17 protein-coding genes are annotated in these 19,574 nt (G+C 62.3%); 6 read left to right on the top strand and 11 right to left on the bottom strand.

Annotation, left to right across the window (positions count from 1 at the left end):
- Window positions 1-3: 3 nt before the first annotated feature.
- A complete protein-coding gene (locus NKI16_RS07085) occupies window positions 4-1,521 on the bottom strand; it encodes a S10 family peptidase (RefSeq protein ID WP_023675486.1) in 1,518 nt (505 codons plus the stop codon).
- Between the two features lie 279 nt (window positions 1,522-1,800).
- Here NKI16_RS07085 and NKI16_RS07080 point away from each other — a divergent pair, with 279 nt between their 5' ends.
- Complete coding sequence (locus NKI16_RS07080; protein WP_023675485.1) at window positions 1,801-2,298, top strand: hypothetical protein; 498 nt, start codon at window positions 1,801-1,803, stop codon at window positions 2,296-2,298.
- Window positions 2,299-2,382: 84 nt separating this feature from the next.
- On the opposite strand, the gene NKI16_RS07075 is transcribed toward NKI16_RS07080, so the two are convergent.
- A complete protein-coding gene (locus NKI16_RS07075) occupies window positions 2,383-3,750 on the bottom strand; it encodes a four-carbon acid sugar kinase family protein (RefSeq protein ID WP_023675484.1) in 1,368 nt (455 codons plus the stop codon).
- 4 nt (window positions 3,751-3,754) lie between these two features.
- The gene (oiaX, locus tag NKI16_RS07070) at window positions 3,755-5,029 is read right to left on the bottom strand and encodes a 3-oxo-isoapionate-4-phosphate decarboxylase OiaX (RefSeq protein ID WP_023675483.1); all 1,275 of its coding nucleotides are present in this window, start codon (window positions 5,027-5,029) and stop codon (window positions 3,755-3,757) included.
- A 184-nt stretch (window positions 5,030-5,213) separates the two neighbouring features.
- Here oiaX and NKI16_RS07065 point away from each other — a divergent pair, with 184 nt between their 5' ends.
- Window positions 5,214-5,927, top strand: a complete 714-nt coding sequence (locus NKI16_RS07065; RefSeq protein WP_023675482.1) for a transcriptional regulator NanR — start codon at window positions 5,214-5,216, stop codon at window positions 5,925-5,927.
- Between the two features lie 312 nt (window positions 5,928-6,239).
- On the top strand, window positions 6,240-7,208 hold the full coding sequence (locus tag NKI16_RS07060) for a GlxA family transcriptional regulator (RefSeq protein ID WP_198023535.1): 969 nt from the start codon (window positions 6,240-6,242) through the stop codon (window positions 7,206-7,208).
- Between the two features lie 78 nt (window positions 7,209-7,286).
- Here NKI16_RS07060 and apnL read toward each other — a convergent pair whose 3' ends face one another.
- The 7 genes from apnL to NKI16_RS07025 form a co-directional block, all read right to left on the bottom strand.
- On the bottom strand, window positions 7,287-9,194 hold the full coding sequence (gene apnL / locus NKI16_RS07055; protein WP_352620460.1) for a D-apionate lactonase: 1,908 nt from the start codon (window positions 9,192-9,194) through the stop codon (window positions 7,287-7,289).
- A complete protein-coding gene (locus tag NKI16_RS07050) occupies window positions 9,191-10,225 on the bottom strand; it encodes a Gfo/Idh/MocA family protein (protein ID WP_352586640.1) in 1,035 nt (344 codons plus the stop codon). Before NKI16_RS07050 ends, apnL begins: the two co-directional genes overlap by 4 nt.
- A 1-nt stretch (window position 10,226) precedes the next feature.
- Window positions 10,227-11,291 (bottom strand): ABC transporter permease, encoded by a 1,065-nt coding sequence (locus tag NKI16_RS07045; RefSeq protein WP_352586639.1) that lies wholly within the window; start codon window positions 11,289-11,291, stop codon window positions 10,227-10,229.
- A complete protein-coding gene (locus NKI16_RS07040; RefSeq protein WP_352586637.1) occupies window positions 11,288-12,832 on the bottom strand; it encodes a sugar ABC transporter ATP-binding protein in 1,545 nt (514 codons plus the stop codon). The genes NKI16_RS07045 and NKI16_RS07040 overlap by 4 nt, the downstream gene beginning before the upstream one ends.
- Window positions 12,829-13,482 (bottom strand): DUF2291 family protein, encoded by a 654-nt coding sequence (locus tag NKI16_RS07035; RefSeq protein WP_023675476.1) that lies wholly within the window; start codon window positions 13,480-13,482, stop codon window positions 12,829-12,831. The genes NKI16_RS07040 and NKI16_RS07035 overlap by 4 nt, the downstream gene beginning before the upstream one ends.
- A 112-nt stretch (window positions 13,483-13,594) precedes the next feature.
- Complete coding sequence (locus NKI16_RS07030) at window positions 13,595-14,536, bottom strand: D-ribose ABC transporter substrate-binding protein (protein ID WP_023675475.1); 942 nt, start codon at window positions 14,534-14,536, stop codon at window positions 13,595-13,597.
- A 266-nt stretch (window positions 14,537-14,802) separates the two neighbouring features.
- Window positions 14,803-15,630: a phosphogluconate dehydrogenase C-terminal domain-containing protein gene (locus NKI16_RS07025; protein WP_352586635.1), complete on the bottom strand. Its 828-nt coding sequence runs from the start codon at window positions 15,628-15,630 to the stop codon at window positions 14,803-14,805.
- 341 nt (window positions 15,631-15,971) lie between these two features.
- On the opposite strand from NKI16_RS07025, the gene NKI16_RS07020 reads away from it, so the two are divergent.
- The 3 genes from NKI16_RS07020 (at window position 15,972) to NKI16_RS07010 (ending at window position 18,476) form a co-directional block, all read left to right on the top strand.
- On the top strand, window positions 15,972-16,646 hold the full coding sequence (locus NKI16_RS07020; protein ID WP_352577760.1) for a DUF2161 domain-containing phosphodiesterase: 675 nt from the start codon (window positions 15,972-15,974) through the stop codon (window positions 16,644-16,646).
- 147 nt (window positions 16,647-16,793) lie between these two features.
- Window positions 16,794-17,219, top strand: a complete 426-nt coding sequence (locus NKI16_RS07015; protein WP_023675471.1) for a hypothetical protein — start codon at window positions 16,794-16,796, stop codon at window positions 17,217-17,219.
- A gap of 66 nt (window positions 17,220-17,285) precedes the next feature.
- On the top strand, window positions 17,286-18,476 hold the full coding sequence (locus NKI16_RS07010; RefSeq protein ID WP_023675470.1) for an NADH-quinone oxidoreductase subunit D: 1,191 nt from the start codon (window positions 17,286-17,288) through the stop codon (window positions 18,474-18,476).
- Between the two features lie 286 nt (window positions 18,477-18,762).
- On the opposite strand, the gene NKI16_RS07005 is transcribed toward NKI16_RS07010, so the two are convergent.
- On the bottom strand, window positions 18,763-19,194 hold the full coding sequence (locus NKI16_RS07005; RefSeq protein ID WP_023675469.1) for a hypothetical protein: 432 nt from the start codon (window positions 19,192-19,194) through the stop codon (window positions 18,763-18,765).
- Between the last annotated feature and the right edge of the window lie 380 nt (window positions 19,195-19,574).

Raw genomic sequence — 19,574 nt, 5'->3', positions numbered from 1 at the left:
GTCTCATTGCGTCGTTCGGTAAAGCTCGGACGCGGCCTGCTTCAGTGCCGCCCGTCCATCCGGCCTCAGATACATCATGTGCCCGCCCTCCAGCACCTCGGTGCGAATGGGCTTTGCGCCGGCAAGCGAAGGAATTTGACCAAGCAGGTAGCGCGAGCCCATGTACGGCGTCACCAGGTCGCTGTAGCCGTTGACGATCAGCACGCCGAGGCTGGGGTTTAGCACGCGCGCCTGTTGAAGGTCGTCCATGACACCCGCATAGCCCTGACGCGTCGCGCTCGTCCCATAGTCCCAATTGCCGCTGACTTCACGGTTGAGAAGCCGATAGCTGATATCCGTGCGGAAGTTCAATTCATCACGCACATAGCCGACGAAAGCGGAGGTGAGCGCCGGCACGCTTCGGTCGAGCACCGGATCGGGACCCTCGACTCCCAGGCTCTCTGGCGCCACGTCCGCTGTCGCGATGTTGCCGTCATAGGCGCTGAGAACATTGCCCTTTGCCCGTGCAAACTCCTTGGCGAACAGCCCTATGGGAATGCGTGCAAAGTGCCGCTGGACGAGATCGAGCGGCAGACCGGTGATTGCGGCGACACGCTGGCTCGCCAGGCGTCCACCCTGCTCCAGCCCACCTGCCAGCGCGGCCAGATAATCGCCGAGCGCATAGCGTTCGACTTCCGCCAGCCGCTCCTGCAGGGCCGGGCCGGAAACGCCTTCGCTGTGTAGGCGCACTGCCGCCAGCGACGGCAGTTCCAGCGCCCAGTGGAGCGGCTGGAACTCGTCCGGGCGCACCAGCGTGAATTCGAGCGCCGGCGAAATCAGCACGACGCCACTCGGGCTGATGCCGATGTCTTCCTGAAGCTTCCTGGCGAGCAATGCTGCTCGAAAGCCGCCATAGCTTTCGCCAGCCAGGAAGACAGGCGATGCCGTACGGTTCGTCTGCGCCAGATAGAGCCGGATAAACGCGCCTATCGACGCGGCGTCCTGGCTGACGCCCCAGAAGCTGTGTGCTTCCGTGCCGGGCGCTTCACGGCTGTAGCCGGTTCCAACAGGGTCCACAAAGACCAAGTCGGTCATGTCGAGCCAAGTGTCGGGGTTGTCGAACAGCCTCTGCGGCGGCGGCAGGAAACTTCCATCGGCCGCCGTCGCCAGGACCCGCGGACCGAGCGCGCCGAGATGAAGATAAGCGGAAGCTGCTCCCGGACCGCCATTGAACACGAAGGTGATCGGGCGCCGCGGATCCGGTCCCGTTTCTTTCCCGGCGTGCAGAGCATAGGCGACATAGAAAATCTCGGCGGTGATATCGCCTTTGCCGGACGGTAATGACAGCGTGCCGGCCTTGGCCTCGTAATCGAGCGTGCGTCCGGCAATGACGATCGAATGATCGGAAGTCTGCGGCGGTGGCAGGAGCGAGAGAACCCCGCCTGTGGGCGGCGGCCGCTGGGCCGTCTCCGCGTGACCCACCCCAGTTCCGGCAACCAACAGCAGAAGAGCGAGGGCGATTTCTTGCAGCTTGATAGGCATGACGTCTCCGGAGCAATTGGCTGAAACTAGCACACCGTCGGCCGAACCAAAGTCACAGCACCGTGCGCCAGTACGTCTGACAAGAAGGGATCGGTTTGGGAAATCCGATGCCCAGGCGGAAGATAGGGCGCGAGGGTCACGGCGGCAGCCTCAACCTCTTCCAGCAGATGCGTGCGGCGGAATGGCGGACCAAACGACTTCGTGAATTTTCTGCCGGTTGACTCGATTGGCCCACTTCCTAGGTTGGCATTCGGGGCTCCCGTGCAATCCGAAGTTGGTATGACATCTTTCCACACCCGAAAGCTTGCCCTTCTCCTTCTATCGGCAAGCGCCGCCATCCTGTCTTCCTGCGTCATGCCCGACGACACGTCGAGCACTGCAAAAGAGGACGCCACGGCGGCAGCAGCCCGCAGGGAGATGGTCGGCCTTAGCGAGGCGGACGTTCGAATGTGCGCCGGCTTTCCGACCGCCACTGCCGATGTCGGCAAATCCGGCCAGATCTGGACCTATCAGCGCGTCGTTCAACGTGGCAATCTCAACATTGTGGTTCCGACGGTGGCCATTGGCCCGGTCCCTGCGCTCGGAGGTTCCGTCAACGTCGCCCCCGGCGGCTATTGCAACACACAAATTCGAATGGTTGACGGTCATGTTGCCGAGGTTGCCTACGCCGGCGACAACAACCTGCCGAACAACCGCGATGCGCTTTGTGTCAGCACGGTGGACGCCTGTGTCGCCTACGCCCGTCAGTATCATCCAGGCAGGGCAATGGGCAGATAGCGGGATGAGTGGCATTGCCGCTGATCTGAACGCCTGAGATTTCTGGTTTGCCGGCTAGTGACTATCCTCGATCCCGATCGAGCATCACCGATTTGACCTGATATCCCCGCTCTCAACCGCCGACCCGACCCCATCGCGAATAGTGGAGAAATAGCGGTCGGTTCCGACCTGCCCGCCCTTGAGGGCAATTTCCAGCCCATCGATCGCCTTAATGCTTGAATGCGCCACACAAAGTGGCGAGCCCGGCGATGCCGGCAGCGGCATTCGCACAGTCAGCGCGTCGACGCCCATCTGGCCAAGTGCATGGCTCGACGTGTCGCCGCCGGCGATGACCACGCGCAGTAGCTTCTCTTGAAGCGTCAGTTCGCGGAGAACCTCGCCAAGGCCGCGGCCGAGCTTATGGCGGGCGCCTTCCCGGAGATCGATTTCTGCACCGCGGTCGGCCGCAGGTCCGAGCGCGGTGTAGAGGATGACGCTGCGCCCGGCCCGTAGGCTGGAGCGGCCGGTTGCCACCGCGCGCGCAATCGCGTCGTTCGAAGCCTCAGAAACCAGTTTGACCGGGTCGAGCTCGATCCCGTCGAAGCCGTCGGCCAGAGCATGACGGATCTGTCGTTCCGTCGTCGGCGAGCAGCTCCCCGAGACCACGGCGATCCTGTCGACAGCGCCCGGCGGCGAAAAGGCGGATTTGGTATCCACGATCCGGTTCGATGCCCATTCGACCAGCAAGGCATATTCGATGCCTGAAGAGCCGACGACGAAATAACCGCCCGGCTTGCGAGCGCGCCAAATCTCCTTGCCGGCAAGTGCCTGGGTTTCCAGGCTATCGACATCGACAAGCACGATACCTGAGCCATTCTCCACAAGCCGGTCGAATGCTTTCGACCGCGACGCAGACTGCAGCGTCGCCAGGTCGACCAGGCCCGAGGCGAGGCTGGTCTGGCGCGACAGATGGATCAGCAGGTCGGATTCGTCCATCGGCGTGGTCGGATGGCGGCTCATCACGGGATGGCGGTCGATGCGGAAATATTTTTCGCGATAGGCCGCGAACAGATGACCGAAGGCGGTGTAGCGCTTCAGCTGCGGCGCGCCGACCACCAGCGGCACGCCGTCTTGCCGGAAAACCGAGCGGCCGATTTCGATCGCCCGGCCGATGCTGCCGATTGCCGGGCTGGAATCGAAGGTCGAGCAGACCTTGTAGTGGCAGATCTCGGCGTTGACGGTCTTCAGCCAGGCGAAGGCATCTCGCAGATGCGTGTCCATCCACTGCGGCGTCTCGCTGCGGCTGGTGCCGGCCAGCCCGAGGGCGCGGCAATGCGCAAATTGCGAAAGCAGCGCCTCGTCCGGCTGGCGCATGAACAGGACGGTCGGCACCCCGCCGAGCTCGAGCGCCTCCATAACGTCGGTCGAGCCGGTCAGGTCGTCGCCATAGTAACTCAGAAGCAGGTTTTGCATGGCGTCAGGCCGCCTCGCCGCCGCCGAACTTCTCGATCGACCGCGCCAGCTCGACATGGCTCAAGGCATAATCCGCCAACGGAATGTCTTGGACTGCCGCCTGCCAGGCCTGCTGCACGGCGCGCACGCCGGCGCCCGGCCCGTCCGGGTGGCTGACGATGCCACCGCCGCAGAGATAGAGAAGATCGACCGTTCGGCCGGTTCGCTGGAAGGTTTCAGGCGCCTGCCCGCCCCACTGGCCGGAGCCGGCGACCGGCAATGCGCAATCGGCCGGCGAAAAGATCGGCGTGGTCACCGCCTTGAAGGATTCGACGAAGGACCAGTCGGGTTCCCAGTATTTCGAGGCGATGCCGTTGATCTGGAACTGGTCGACGCCGAGCAACCGCCAGAACTGCTGCCAGACCTTGAAATCCATGCCGAGGCCGGGATGGCGGGTGAGAATGTCCCAGCCATTGCGGTGGGCATGGAGCACCAGGCTAGAGCGCTTTCGGAGGTAAGCCATGCCACCAAAGCCGATCGAATTGATGTTGACCACCGCGCAATTGCCACCGGCCTTTGCCACCAGATCGTGGTTTCGCATCATCTCGTCGGGATCGGCATGTGAAATGCCGAAGGCATACATGACCTTCTTACCGCTCTTCTGCTCGTGGTCGAGGATCAGCGGCATGATTGCCCTCACTCGCTCCGACAGCGGTGAATAGGCCGGGCTCATCAGCTTCTCGTCGTCCTTGATGAAGTCGACGCCAGCGGCAATCAGCTCTTGCACCATTGCGGCCGTCTCGTACGGGCGGAGTCCCAGCGCCGGCTTGACGATGGTCCCGATGATCGGACGATCCGCGACACCGGTCAGCCTGCGGCTGCCCGTGACGCCGAATTGCGGGCCCGGATGCGCGCCCCGGTACTCCTCGGGTAGCTTCATGTCGACGACACGGATGCCGGACAGGCCCTTGATCGAAAAGGCGCCGCCGATGGCGATGGTCATCAGCGCCGACAGGTCGGTGCCGATGGCGTCCAGCGGAAAGGCGATATCGATGTCGGCGCGCTTGACCGGGCCGTTGCGTGCTTCGGGGCTTGCTCCCGAACCGGTTTCGGGAAGGGACGGCCGGTCCGCGTCCGGCAGATGCCGTATCGCCAGGACTCGCGCTGCGACCCTGGCCTTGAGCTCTTCCGTCTCGCCGGCCAGCGCGACGAAGGTCCCGGTCGACTGGTCGCTTGCAATCTTGGCCGCCAGCGCCTCGATATTGCCGGGCGTTTCGATGCGATAGGTAAGAACAATCATATTCGCGCGGCCTGCCGGGGTGGTTCGAAAAAGGTTCCTTGGCCCTTGAAATCTGGTATAATGAGTACATAAGCTTTGCAAGCCCTATCCGGCTGGGCAGGGCCGGGCGAGCCGGCAGCAGGCGTTCCGGAATTCACGCCGGAAATGCTAGATAGGGGGCCGGCCAAAGGAGTGATTCGCGACGATGAACCGTTCGGAGCCGATCGTCCGGCGCAAGCTTTCCGACGAAGTATTCTTGAGACTGAAGCGCCTGATCACCGGCGGCGAATTGCTGCCGGGTGACGACATGCCGTCGGAGCGCGAATTGATGGAGCGTTTCGAGGTCGGCAGGCCGGCGATCCGCGAGGCGATGCAGGCATTGAGCAATATGGGGCTGGTCGCGATCTCGCATGGCGAGCGTGCCAAGGTGCTGCAGCTCACCGCCAAGTCGATCATCAAGCAGGTCGACGGCGCAGCCAAGATCATCCTGTCGTCATCGAAAGACACGCTCGAGCACCTCAAGAACGCGCGCATCTTCTTCGAGCGCGGAATGGTCAAGGAAGCTGCAGAAAAGGCCACAGCCGAGGACGTGCAGCGGCTGCGGGAAACGGTCGCCGAGCAGCGCAGCCATCGTGGCAACTCGGAAGCCTTCATATCCGCCGACATGAAATTCCACACACAGATCGCGGCAATATCCGGTAACCCGATCTATGTCGCCGTCAGCGAGGCAATGCTAGGCTGGCTAAAGGAATACCACACCGAAATGCTGATCTGGACCGGCAAGGAAAAGTTCACGCTAACCGAGCACGAAGAGATCGTCGGACGCATCGAAGTCAAGGATGCGGATGGCGCCGAGAAGGCGATGATCAAGCACCTCGAACGCTCGCGCGCGCTCTACGTGATGAATTCCGGCAACTGAAAATCAAGTGCAGGTCCCGACCGGCGTCGCGGTCGGACCTTGCTCTCGGCCTACTGGCTGACCACAGATCAGCCTGAGCCCGGACCGACGCAGTTTTATGTTGCCGTCTGAATCCGGTGTATGTGCCGCGTTGTTTTCATTCAGCGATTTCAGCATTTGCATCTTCCCAGCCGTGGATTTCCGCCGCCCGCTTTCGTCAGCAGGCCCGCATAGGCCCGTCTTGGAGGCGCCTGGCTTCTTCTTGAATTGGCAATTCTTGCAAAGACTATGCTAGATTTGCCAATCGGCGAGAACGACACCCGGAGAACCGCAATGGCTGACAGGAGCCTCCACGTCGTGATCTGGCTGCCGACGAATTTCTATTCGGCCGTCGTCTCGACGCTCGTGGAAATGTTTCAGCTTGTGAATGACGTCTGCCGGTCACAGGTTCTCTCCTGTGAGTTCGTTTCAAGGGGCGCGCCGTCGACATCAAGTACAGGAATTTCCTTCCCGACGAAGGCTCAACCATCCCGGAAAATGGATGTCCTGATTCTCATTGCGATGCCGGGCGTCGAGATTCCGGAGCTTCTGCGCTCGCTCGACGAGGAGAGTGAACATTCAAAACCGCTGATCGCGCTCGCGCAACAGCAGGACGCAATCATCGCAGCACATTGCGGCGCGTGTTATCTGCTCGCCAATTCGGGATTATTGGACGGTAAACGCGCAACGATATCCTGGTGGCTGAAAGCCGAGGCAAGCCGCCGGTTTCCGCAAGTGCGATGGGACGCTTCCCGCCTGCTCATTCGCCAGGACCGCCTTTACACATGCGGAGGCGGGTTTTCCGGACTCGAACTCGCCAGGGCTTTGCTGATCGATCTGGGCTTCTCGAAAGAGGAGCGGATCATTCGAAAACTTCTGGTTCTTCCTCCGCCGCGCAAATTCCAGAGTCCCTACGAATTTTCTCTCGACGAAATTTCGAACGAGGCCAGCCCATTCGAGAACAAGCTGCGCGAGCTCTCGAAAGACAAGATGTCGGAAATCGATCTGAAATTTCTCGCAACTGAATTGGGCATGTCTTCGCGAACCCTGTCTCGCAGATTTTTCGACGAACTCCAGACAACGCCGGGAAAATGGATCCAGGAACGGCGGCTGGAGTTGGCAAAATCCATGCTTGAGGAAACGAAACTGAGTGTTTCAGAAATTTGCTATCGCGTCGGATATCAGGACGTCGCCTCGTTCAGCCGTCTTTTTTCCAAGACAACTGGAATGGCACCAGGCGAGTTTCGAAAGCAAATCCGGTGACAAGTCGGCAACGGAAGTGCTGCGGCTACGGGCAACCGCCGCGGAAGTGCGGCTATCCATGAGCCTCGGCAAATGACTTCAGCCGATCCGGACGATTGCATAGGGTGTCATCACAAGATGGTCTCGGACCGACGTATCTCGCGGAATCTTGCGCGATATTCGTCCATCCCAGATCTTCAGAGGACCCCGATCGGAGCCGAGCCCGGAAACATCGACTGGAACGTCGTCCGAGGTAAGGTTCGCCAGCCAGACGATGATCTTGCCTGTCTGGGAGCGGCCGGCCAGTGCCAGCACCCGCGTCTCATCGGTCGTTGTCGCCGCCATATGCGCATGGCCGGCCAGATCGCAAAGTCCTTTCACCGCGTGGAAAATCGGCCGGGGTGCACCTTCTTCGACAGGTTCGCCCGACGAGGCCAGTACGCCGAATGGTCCGGTGAAGCTGCAGAGCGTGAGCATTTCGAGCCCGGCCGGCGCAACGCGCGCGGCATAGCCGATCGTCCACGCGGCCCCGAACAGCCCGGCATGGCGAGGGTCGCGGTCGGCCATGGCAATGCGCTGATTGTCGGGATTGGCCTTGGTCGCGCCGCCATAAGGGTTCTGGCGCATGGCAATGGTCGACGGCCCGATCCTATAAGGTATTGTTCCGAAGATCGTTCGTACTGACGCCGTGATGAAAGGCAGTGCCTCCAGCGATTGCATGACGCTGAGATCGTCGGCGGCGTGCACGATCGGGCAGGTGCAATGCGTGACGAAATCGAGCGGGTCAGCCGGCACACGCTTGCGATTGAGTTCGGTGAAATAACTGAACATGCCGCCGCCGAGGCGGGTGTCGGGAAAGGCGCGCCGCGCCGCGGCATAGACGTCTTCGAGCGGTGGGCATTGCGGCCATGCGCTGCCCGGCGGCGTCGACTGCCGGTCGACCGAGGGCGAGACGGCAATGGCCGAAAGCTTGAGCCCGACCTGGCGCACCATGTCGGCGACGCCTGAAAGCTCGGCGTCGAGATCGCCGTCGCCGGCAATGACACATTCGAGCATTGTCCGGACCGGATAGGCGGCGGCGAGCCGGGCGTAAGCCCGCAAGGCGTCGAGCCCATGGCCACGCGTCGGGTCGTAATGGAACATCAATTGCTGCGGACCAAGCTCGGACAGCATCGGCAGCTTGCCCAGCGCCGCCTCGACCTCATCCGGATAGACGATCACGCCGATATCCGGCAGCGCCGGTCCGGCTTTGCCGAGCGTGACGCGAATTGGTTCGACGGTTGCCGCAGCCGCCGGCACTTTCCCGCGACCCTCTATCCGCAAGCTGATGGTCTGGCGGAAGGTCTCGCCGGCCGGCAGCACGTATGGCCATGGCAGCGCCAGCGGCCGGACATAGGTCTTGTAGGAGGCATCCGACCAGTTGCGCTGGTCCTCCATCTCGAAAGTATCGCCTTGCATACGGCATTCGGCGGTGACGCCCGGCCGGACCTCATGGGTGATCGCCCGCAGATCCTTGAAAGGCTGCCAGGCATCGATCAGCTCTGGAAGCCGCGTCGCGACCACGCTGCCATCGGTATGCTCGACCGTGACCGGGCTGCCGGCCAGGCCGGCAATCGGATGCAGGATGCAGAAGCCGCAGCGATTGGTCTCGAAATCGTTGTCGGGAAGAGCGCTCACGTCGAAGATCAGCTGGCCGTCAGCCGAGCCCTTGATGGTCGCACGGAAGTCGAGCCGGCTTCCCTCTGGTCCGAAACAACCTGCCGAATAGCTGACGAAGAAAGCGTCATCGCCCTGGTCGATGATTAAATCGGTGAGCGCCGGCTCGTAGGTGCCCCAGTCGCGATCCCTAACGATGAAGGCGACGGCGCGCAGAACCTCGGTGCCGCCATGCCGGATGGTGCGCAGATTGCCGTTGACGAAGTCCGCCGTCAGCGCGCCGGCGCGCAGCCTGACCGGTTCGGCTTCAACGGCACGTGTACCGTAGAGGAGGAAGGCGTCGGCTGTCATTTCAGCAAGGCGTCGAGTTGCACCGGCTCCCGGCTTGCGGCGCCAGCGTACGCAGCCTCGACCAGCGCTAATGTCTTGAGGTTGTCCGCGCCCGAGGTCGCGGGGTCGGTTCCCTTGGTCAGACAATCGACCCAATGCTTTTGAATGGCGACGACGCTTTCCTGGATGTTGTGCCACGGCCGCGATGCCCAGGCCAGCAGCGGTGGCGAGACATCGCTGACGACTGTCCCGCTTCTTCCCGTGACGGTGAGCCGGTAGCCCTGCGCCAGCCGGATCGTGCCGTCGCTGCCGTCGATCTCGATCAGCGTCTCCGGAAACGGCTCGGTAGCGAGCTTGCTCGCGTAGCTGCAGTCGACCACGGAAGTGGCGCCGCTCGTGTGGTCCATCAGCATCGTCGCAACGTCCTCGCCGGCAATGCCGGGATTGATGCGCGCCGTTCGCGCAGTGACGGTCGAGACGTCGCCCAGCAGGAAGCGGGCAATGTCGAGGATGTGGATGCCGAGATCCTCGATGATGAAGCGCTTTCCCGTCGCCAGATAAGGCTGGCCGGAAAACACGTCATAGGCAGAGCGGAACGAGATCCGTCCGAAAAAGGGGGTGCCGATTTCGCCGCTGTCGAGCACGGTACGCACCGCCTGGATCGGCGACTGCCAGCGAAAATTCTCATGCACCATCAGCGGCACGCCGGCGTCAGCACAGGCCTTTACCATCGCCTCGGCGTCGGCAAGCGTCGGCGCGAACGGTTTTTGGCAGATTGCCGGCACGCCGTGCTGCGCCGCCATCTCCACGAGCATTCTGTGGCTTGGTGCGGTGGTGGCGATGTCGACGAAATCCAGCCTTTCGCCAGCAAACAGCGCCGCCGCGTCGGTATAGCGCCGTGCGACCCCGAACTGGTCGCCAACGACCCTCAACCGGTCCGGATCACGGTCGCAGATGGCGGCGATCGAGGCGCCCTCTATGTCGCGCCAGGCATGCATCTGGTTGAGGGCAAAGAAGCCGCAGCCGATCAGCGCTCCCCGCAGCTCCGCCATTTCAGCCGGCCTTTGCCATCTGCATCAGCGTGACACGGCTCTGCAGCCGGCGCTGTGCCTGGTCGACGACGACGGCGACGATGATGACGAGGCCCTTGATCACCATCTGCCAGAACGAGCTCACTCCCATCATCACCAGCCCGTCCGAAAGGATGCCGATTACGAAGGCGCCGACAATGGTACCGCCGATGGTACCGCGTCCGCCCGACATCGAGGTGCCGCCGAGCACTGCCGCGGCAATGGCGTTGAGTTCGAAGCTCTCTCCGGTCGCCGGATGCGAGGCCATCAGTTCGGACGAGATGATCAGCCCGACGATCGCCGCGCAGAAGCCGGAGAACATGTAGACGAACATCTTCACCATGTTGACGCGGACGCCTGAAATCCGCGCCGCCCGCTCATTGCCGCCGACGGCGAAGATGTGGCGGCCGAGCGGGGTGTATTTGGCGAGATAGGCCGCCCCTACCGCAACAACGACCAAGATCCATATGGAAACCGGCAAGCCGAGCAGCCGGCCGGCGCCGAGGTAGCCGAACCCTGTGGTGCCGAGTTCGGACTTGCCGACGAGATTGGGGAAAGTACGGCCGTCCGACGACAGCAGCGCCAGGCCGCGTGCGACATAGAGCACGCCGAGCGTGGCAATGAAAGGCGCAACGTTAAGCCTGGTGATCAGCAAGCCGTTGACGGCGCCGATCAATATGCCGACGGCAAGCGTGATCAGCGCGATCTCGAAGACGTTGAAATAGATGGTGTAGCCGACCTGCAGGTCGATGCCGTTGAGCACGAGGTAGCCAGCCACCATGCCGCACAGGCCGACGATCGAGCCGACCGACAGGTCGATGCCGCCGGTGATGATGACGAAGGTCATGCCCATTGCGAGGAATGCGTTCAGCGCCACGTGCTTCGACATCAGGATAAGATTGGCGGCCGATAGGAAATTGGGGGCGGCTATCGAGAAGAATAACAGCACGGCGATCAGCGCGATGAACGTCCTCGCCTTCATCAGCGTCAGCAGGACCGACCCGCCCGACATGGAGTTGACCGCCGCCTTGGCTGGGATGTCAGTCATGCGCCTTGCTCTCCGTGCGGGACCGGTCCGTGGCCGAAGGCCGAGGCAGCGACGAGTGCGGCCTCCGTCGCCTCGGCGCGGTCGAACATGCCGGTCAGTTTTCCATTGCTCATCACCGCGATGCGGTCGGACAACGCCATCACTTCGTCGAGATCGGAGGTGGCAAACAGAATCCCCAGGCCGTCGCGCGACAGCTTGCGCATGGTGCGGAACACGTCGGCCTTGGCGCCGACGTCGATGCCGCGGCTGGGCTCGTCCATCAGCAGCACCTTCGGGCCGGTGAGCAGCGCCTTGCCGATCACCACCTTCTGCTGGTTGCCGCCTGACAGCGACGAGACTTCCTGCGCCGGATCGGCGACCTTGATCGCCAGTTCGCGCACCGTCCGGGCCACCGCCTGTCTTTCGGCGGCACCGCGAATGTGGAACAGGCGCACGAACCGCGACAGGCTGGCCAGCGTCAGATTGCTGGCGACGGAGAGGATCGACACCAGCCCTTCGCGCTGGCGGTCTTCGGGGATCAGCGCCAGGCCGCGCCGGATGCGCCGCGTCGTGTCCCGCTCGTGCACTTTTTTGCCGGCAATGAATATCGTGCCCGTCGAATGGCCGCGGCGGCCCATGATGCAGTCGAACAGCTCGCTGCGTCCGGCGCCCATTAGGCCATAGATGCCGAGAATTTCGCCGGCGCGCAGCGATAGCGAGACGTGATCGACCGCAAGCCCGCCGGTGACGCGCGGCAGGCAAATGTCCTCGGCGCGGAATATTTCCTCGCCCGGCACGTGGCCGTCGGCCTTGGCGAAGTCCTTGGCGTCCGAGCCGATCATCTGCCGCACGATCCACTGGGTGTCGACGTCTTTCATCTCCGCCTGGCCGGTGATGCGGCCGTCGCGTAGCACCGTGATGGTGTCGCCGATGCGGATCAGCTCCTCGAGCCGGTGCGAGATGTAGACGATTGCCACGCCGCGTGCCTTGAGGTCGGCAATCACCTTGAACAGGATCTCGACTTCCGCCGCGCTGAGCGCCGAGGTCGGTTCATCCATGATCAGGATGCGCGCATCGAGCGAAACCGCCTTGGCGATCTCGACCAGCTGCTGCTGGCCGATGCGCAGATCCTCGACCAGCATGTCGGGCCGGATGCCGGCTTCCAGGCGTTCAAGGAACTCCGCCGCGCGGCGCTCCTGCTCCTTGCGGTCGATCTTGTGGAAGCGGTTGGTGATCTCGCGGGTGGCGAAAATATTTTCGGCGACAGTCAGATTGCCGAACAGATTCAGCTCCTGGAAAACCATGCCGATGCCGCGGCTCACGGCATCACCGGAAGACGAGAATGAAACCTCCTCGCCGTCCAGCAAGATGCGCCCGAGCGTCGGTTGCTCGACGCCGGCGATGATCTTCATCAGCGTCGATTTGCCGGCTCCGTTTTCGCCGACCAGCACGTTGACCGCGCCTTTGCGCACCTCGAAATTCGCCCGCTTGACCGCGACGGTGCCGGAATAGACTTTCGAGACGTCCTCCAGCTTCAGGATGACATCTTGATCGCCGGTCATGGCTTCGGCCCGATCTTTGCCTCCGCCGGCGTCACCAGCGGCAGGTCCTGGCCACTGCCCGGCGTATAGGCGCCAAGTACCTCGACGCTGCGGCCCTCGAGTGCCTCGCGCGGCAGCTTGGAAAGCACGGTCTTGTCGGCGTAGGCGTTGAAGGCCTTGCCGAACTGGGCGAAGTCGATCTGGTTGGTGAAATCGTTGAACTGGATGAAGTCGAGGCTGTCGCGCAGCGCGGTTCCGCGCATGGCGGGTCCGATCTGCACCCGCGCGTCCGCCTTGCCGTCGCCGTCGGCATCGATGTCCATCGTCGCCGCGCGTGACTGTGTGTTGGCTGCCACGACCTTGCCCTCGAGCCGAACCGCGAAGGTCCATGGCGAATTCGCCTGCTTTTTCGGATTGCCGTATTTGGCGCCGGCAGCGGCGGGATCGGTCTTGGCCAAGGCATGAACCTCGGGAAACGGCCCGGCCTTCTGCTGCAGATAGGGTATCACTTTCGCCGCCCAGATGTCCTCGACCATCTTGTCGGGATTGAACGCGGAGCCAGTGCCGCCGTTTTCCGCCGACGGCGTCGGCAGGATCTTGCAGGCGGTCAGGCTGCCTATTGCTGCGAGGAACAACGCGACAAAGATCGGCCGGGTCAGCGTGTTGAACATGTCGGCTCGTTCGGCATGGCAGTCAGGAGCACCCAAAGAAATGGAAGAAAGGGCGAAATGGAAGCAAGGGACGAACCGGAGGCTCGTCCCTTGCTGCTGATGTTACACCGGCTCAGTTGGTGAGCGCGAATGTCTCCAGCTTGGCGGCATTGTCGCCATTGACCAGGACGCAGTCCATCAGCTGCTTTTCCTCGGCCGGAGACTTCTTGTTCTTGATGAAGTCGTTGGCCTGCTCGACCGCCATCTGCGCCTGCGCGAAGGCCGGCTGCAGGACTGTCGCCTTGATGCCGCCGGAGGTGATCGAGTCGCGCACGTCGTTCGACCCGTCGAAGCCGACGACGATGACGTCCTTGCGGCCGGCAGCGGCAAGTGCCGCATAAGCGCCCATCGCCATCGTGTCGTTGCCGGAGATCACGCCCTTGATATCGGGATTGGCCTGGAGGATCGATTCCATCTTTGAATAGGCCTCGGTCTGGCTCCAATTGGCCGACTGCTGCGCCACCATCTTCAGGTCCGGATAGTCGTCGATGACGTCGTGGTAACCCTTGGAGCGGATGCCGGCATTGGTGTCGGATTCCTTGCCGACGAGCTCGACGAAATTACCCTTCTCGCCCATCAGCTTGACGAATTCCTGTGCGCCGAGCTGGGCGCCCTGATAATTGTTGGAGACGATCTGCGCGACGGCAACGCCGGTGGCATTGATCTCGCGATCGATCAGGAAGGAAGGAACGCCCGCGTCCTTGGCCTTCTGCACAGCGGCGACCGTGGCGTCGGCGCCGGCATTGTCAAGGATGATCGCCTTGGCGCCGCGGCCGATCGCCGTGTCGATCAGCTCGGACTGCTTGTTGGCGTCGTCGTCATGGACAAGCACCAGCGCTTCATAACCGAGTTCCTTGGCCTTGGCTTCCGCGCCGACGGCTTCGGCCTTGAAGAACGGATTGTCATGCGACGGCGTGATGATGGCAATGAGATCCGCCGCATAGGCGGGTGCGGCGGTACCAAGCGCCAGCATGCCGGCAAAAGCCGCAAGCGTCATTCTGCGTGTCAGTTTCATGTATTCCTCCCGTTGAAAATTCGTGCCTTGTCCCAAGGCTATATGCATTCGATTTCGTTAGCCGGCCGTAGGCGGCGGGTCGCGTCAGATTCACAAGCCCTTGGCCGGCTTCACCTCGACGGATCGCTCCCCCTATCCTCCACTCATCCAGCCCTGAGCCTGCTGCGAAGCTTGACGGTCCGATCCATCGAACAGCTAAGCCAACTGGTATAATGAGTCAATGACAATTTCAGGTGACATGTTCCGGAAGACGCGTCGGCGCTCCCTCAAGTGATGCGCTGAATGCTCGCGGCAATCTCCTCCGGTTCGAACACCCGTTTCCAGTCGTCGCGCATCAGTACCGGCTTGCCGAACTCTATCGCCTTGTTGCAGGCGTCGGAGAACACGCCTTTGGTTTCGCCGAAGATGACGGCGCCAAGCACGTTCATATGCCCAAGCAGGAAGTCGAGCGCCGCCTGCTTGTCGACCCCGCGCGCCACCACCTCGTCGACGGCCTCTTTCATGATGACGAGCAGCGAGGCGCACACCGTTTCAGAAAGGCCGGGCTCGAGCAGCGCCATCTGATCGACCGTGACGCGATGCGAGCGCATGACCGGCGCCCAGATGATCTTTGCGATCGCCTCACCCTTGGCGAAATCTTCCTCCGGTCCCTGCATCAAGGCGCTGACCATGTGTTGCTTGGCCTTGACGCCGCCGAAATAGTCCTTCTTCGCCGCCATGTCGGTCTCGTCGTTGAAGATCGGCGGATGGCACGGGTGGGTGACGAAATAGGTCAGGTCCGGCCGCTTCGGCAAATGCCCGGCGAAAGGTGCCGCGGCGTCGAGCACGACGACCATCGTGCCTGATGCAAGCTTGCTCTCGATACTCGCCGCGACCTTGCCGATGTGCGTGTCCGGCACCGCCAGGATCACCACATCGGCGCCATCAAGCGCCTCATCGGCGCTGACGGCATCGATGCCGAGGCCCGACTTAAGCCGCTCGCGGCCGGCGTCGCTGACCTCGACATGGCGTATCGTATAGGGAGATCCGCGAAAATTGGTCGACAGGCGGTAACCCATTTTGCCGCCCGCACCAAACAGCGCAATCGTTGTCATGTGTCCGTTACTCCTGAATTCCAACGACGGCCCTGCCGATCGTCATCCCATTGACTTGTACGCACATTGCCGCCGGTTGGCGGATTAGAGAACGCAGGAGAGCCGCCGCTCAAATGACGATGCCGTGGACGATGTCTCGGGCGCCCGGATGTCCAGCACAGCGCAGCTACGCGGAGCATGCTACCTTAGGTACACATTATACCAGCATACCAAATTGGCAAGCGGCCATGGCACGGCTCTGACCACTTGTTTGGCCGTCGTTTACCTCCTGTTCAACGGCAAGGAGCGATCATCGCGCTGAACCGCCGATCGGCGGGATGATTCGCAGCCGACAAAGGCCCATGCTCGAAACGTCACTCTACAGCCCGGTCAAGGCCTTCCTGGAAGGCCTGGGATTTATGGTCAAGGGCGAGATCGGCGGCTGCGATCTGCTGGCGCTGAGTGCCGACTCTCCACCGATCGTCGTCATCTGCGAGCTCAAGCTGAAGTTCAATCTCGAGCTCATCCTCCAGGGCGTCGACCGTATGGCGGCAAGCGACGAGGTCTGGCTAGCGGCATGCATGTCGGCCCGTGGCAAGGGCCGTGAGAGCGATGTGAGATACCGCAATCTCTGCCGTCGGCTCGGCTTTGGCCTGCTTGGCGTGCGACCGAACGGCGAGGTTCAGGTGCTGCTCAGCCCGACGGCATTGGCTCCGCGTCGCGATCCCCGGCGCCGCTCGAAGCTAATTGACGAACATCGGCGTCGGCAGGGCGATCCTGTCGCCGGCGGCGGCTCGCGTGCGCCGATCATGACCGCTTATCGCCAGCAGGCGCTGGCATGCGCCGCAGCCCTCGCCGACGGCCCAAAGCGGCCGCGTGACTTGAAGCCCAACCTGCCGAACGCGCCTAAGATCCTGCTGCACAATGTGTATCGCTGGTTCGCACGCACCGATCGCGGGATCTACGAACTGACCGCTCAGGGCCGTGAGGCGTTGCAGCGCTGGCCGCAGCCCGATCGCAGCCACACCGCTGCCTGAGACAGGCAACGCCGGATTTCGCGCCCTGCTTTCCGCGACAATCACGGCTTTCGGCAAGACATCACCTCGGTCACGGAACCATATTTCGACACGATGGTTTTGTCGTCACCGAATTGATCGTCCGCTGAGCAAACGGAAGGAACGGCCATGCGCCTATCGACGACAATTGCCACACTTTCGGCGCTGGCCCTTGCCTCGCCGGTCTATGCGCAATCCGTGGGACCAGAGCTTGCCCCTGTCCCGCCGACGGCCCCGCAAACCCTGCCAGAGCAAGCCACGCCCGAAGGGACCACTCCCGACCAGACTACACCTGACCAAGCCTTCTCCGCCCAGAATTTCACCGCAGTGACAATCGTGGCGATGGAGGATCTGCCTCCTGACATCAAGGCACAGGCGGAGGCCGTCGTCACCCAGACCAGCGCCGAGGATTTGCGCATCCTGCAAAGTTCGATCGACGCATCCCCGCAGGCGGCATCGGCGCTGGCGGCGAACGGGCTTAATTCCACGCAGGTCGTGGCGGCCAATATCGACGGCGACGGCACGCTGACGCTGATCATCCAGACGACGACGTGAGCGGCTGAAAGCGGACAAGCCGGCTCCGGCACGGAAACGAAGGCCGCCCGATCGCGGAGGACTGTCATGGCCGAGGCTGCAGTTCGCAACTTCACCATCAATTTCGGGCCACAACATCCCTCCGCTCACGGCGTCCTGCGGCTGGTGCTCGAACTCGACGGCGAGATCGTGGAACGCGCCGATCCCCACATCGGCCTGCTGCATCGCGGCACCGAAAAGCTCATCGAGTACAAGAACTACCTGCAGGCCTTGCCCTATTTCGACCGGCTCGACTACGTCGCGCCGATGAACCAGGAGCATGCATTCTGTCTCGCCGCCGAGAAGCTCCTCGAAATATCGGTTCCGAAACGCGGACAGCTCATCCGCGTGCTTTTCTGCGAAATAGGCCGGCTGTTATCGCACCTCCTCAACGTCACCACGCAAGCCATGGACATCGGCGCGCTGACGCCGCCGCTCTGGGGTTTCGCCGAGCGCGAGAAGCTGATGGTCTTTTATGAGCGCGCGTCCGGCGCCCGCATGCACGCGAATTATTTCAGGGTCGGCGGCGTGCATCAGGATCTGCCGCCGGAACTCCTCGACGACATCTGGAAGTTCTGCGATCCGTTCCTCAAGGTCTGCGACAATCTCGAAGAGCTGTTGACCGAGAACCGCATTTTCAAGCAGCGCAATGTCGATGTCGGCGTGATCGGCCTCGACGATGCCTGGGCCTGGGGCTTTTCCGGCGTGATGGTGCGCGGATCGGGCGCGTCCTGGGACCTGCGCAAGGCGCAGCCATACGAATGCTATTCGGAGATGGATTTCGATATCCCAGTCGGCAAGCATGGCGACTGCTACGACCGCTATCTCGTCCGCATGGAGGAAATGCGCCAGTCGGTCCGGATCATGCGGCAATGTCTGGAAATGTTGCGCTCACCAGAAGGTCAGGGGCCGGTCGCGATCCCGAACCGCAAGATCACGCCGCCGCCGCGTGCCACGATGAAGCGCTCGATGGAAGCGACGATCCACCACTTCAAACTTTATACCGAAGGCATTCGCGTGCCGAGCGGTGAAGTCTATGCCGCCGTCGAGGCGCCGAAGGGTGAATTCGGCGTCTACCTCGTGTCGGACGGGGGCAACATTCCCTACCGATGCAAGATCCGCGCACCTTCCTTCGCCCACCTGCAAGCGATGGATTTCCTGTCCCGAGGCCATATGATCGCCGATGTTGCCGCGATCATCGGCTCGCTCGACATCGTGTTCGGAGAAATCGATCGCTAGTTTAGCCAGGTCGCAGGATCTTCCCCGATCGCAGGATCATTCGTCGTTAGTAGCCGCGCAGGCAGGCCTGGACGGCGCTCGACCGCCGGTCAGACGAAGGCCCTCACCTGCGGCGGGCCAGCTCAAATTCTCACATCAAGGACGCACGCATGGCCGCGACAAGGCGCAGCCAAGCGTCGAGGAGTTTCACAATCTGCGCGGCCCGACGGGGCACGAGCCCTTCCAAGTTCGGAAGCGCTCTCCACGGCGCGGAAAGAACGCGTGTTCCGCCGTTCCTCGTACCGCCTCAATGCACGATCAAGCCCTTCATCCAGGCAACAAATCTGTTGCCGCGAACTATCCCGCGCACCCTGGCAGCGGCCCATCTCGCTTGCATCGTAGCGCCGACATGGCAATGGCAGACGATTTGGTGCAACTGCCGGTCGCTCAGTTCGAAGAAGCGCTTTGCCTCACCATAGGTATCATCGCTGAGGCCCATGGCACGCAGAACCGGATCCTCGAAGGCGACAGTGAGCGGCGTCCCAGCGCCACGCGATCTGTCACGCGCTTCCCTGTTCATATATTCGGTGCCTGGAAGCGCCCCAAGGCATCGCGTCGGATTTTGTTCGAGAAGTTCCGCCCAACGTTCAATCCGCTGGGTTCGAGTCATCGCCGGATACGCCGCGAAGGACTCAACTTCCGCGACGGCCTGCAGTTGGTCGAGTGTTTGATGTTTCATGGTCGGCTCCTGTCGACAGGTGAATTCGCCCACGCCTACATGAGCAATTATCGCGCCATGGAGCGCTGACAAGGCCGGACCGTCGCAACATGAGGCGTACGGATCACCTGCCCGGTGAAGCGGCGCTCGAATTCCGACGCGCCCCCGCCTGTGTTCGATGTCGACCCGTTAACCGAACCCGTTTCCGGACAGGAACTTTTGCGGAAGCTTGCCGTTTGGCTTTGCGTCCGCTTCGGCGGCTGCAATATCAGTCTTGAAAGCAATTCCGTTGGACACGAAGCCTCAACGCGTCGAACAAGACGTCGAGCCTGTAAATGAAACCCGGGAGCAACCGGCCCCGGTTCGAGAATCTCGTGAGCGATCGGCAGAGCCCCGGCAGG

Origin of the sequence: Mesorhizobium sp. M0698 (assembly GCF_040320455.1) — a bacterium.
Classification (GTDB): Bacteria; Pseudomonadota; Alphaproteobacteria; order Rhizobiales; family Rhizobiaceae; genus Mesorhizobium.
Note: the sequence above shows the minus strand (reverse complement) of the source record. Positions and strands in the feature narration are given on the sequence as shown.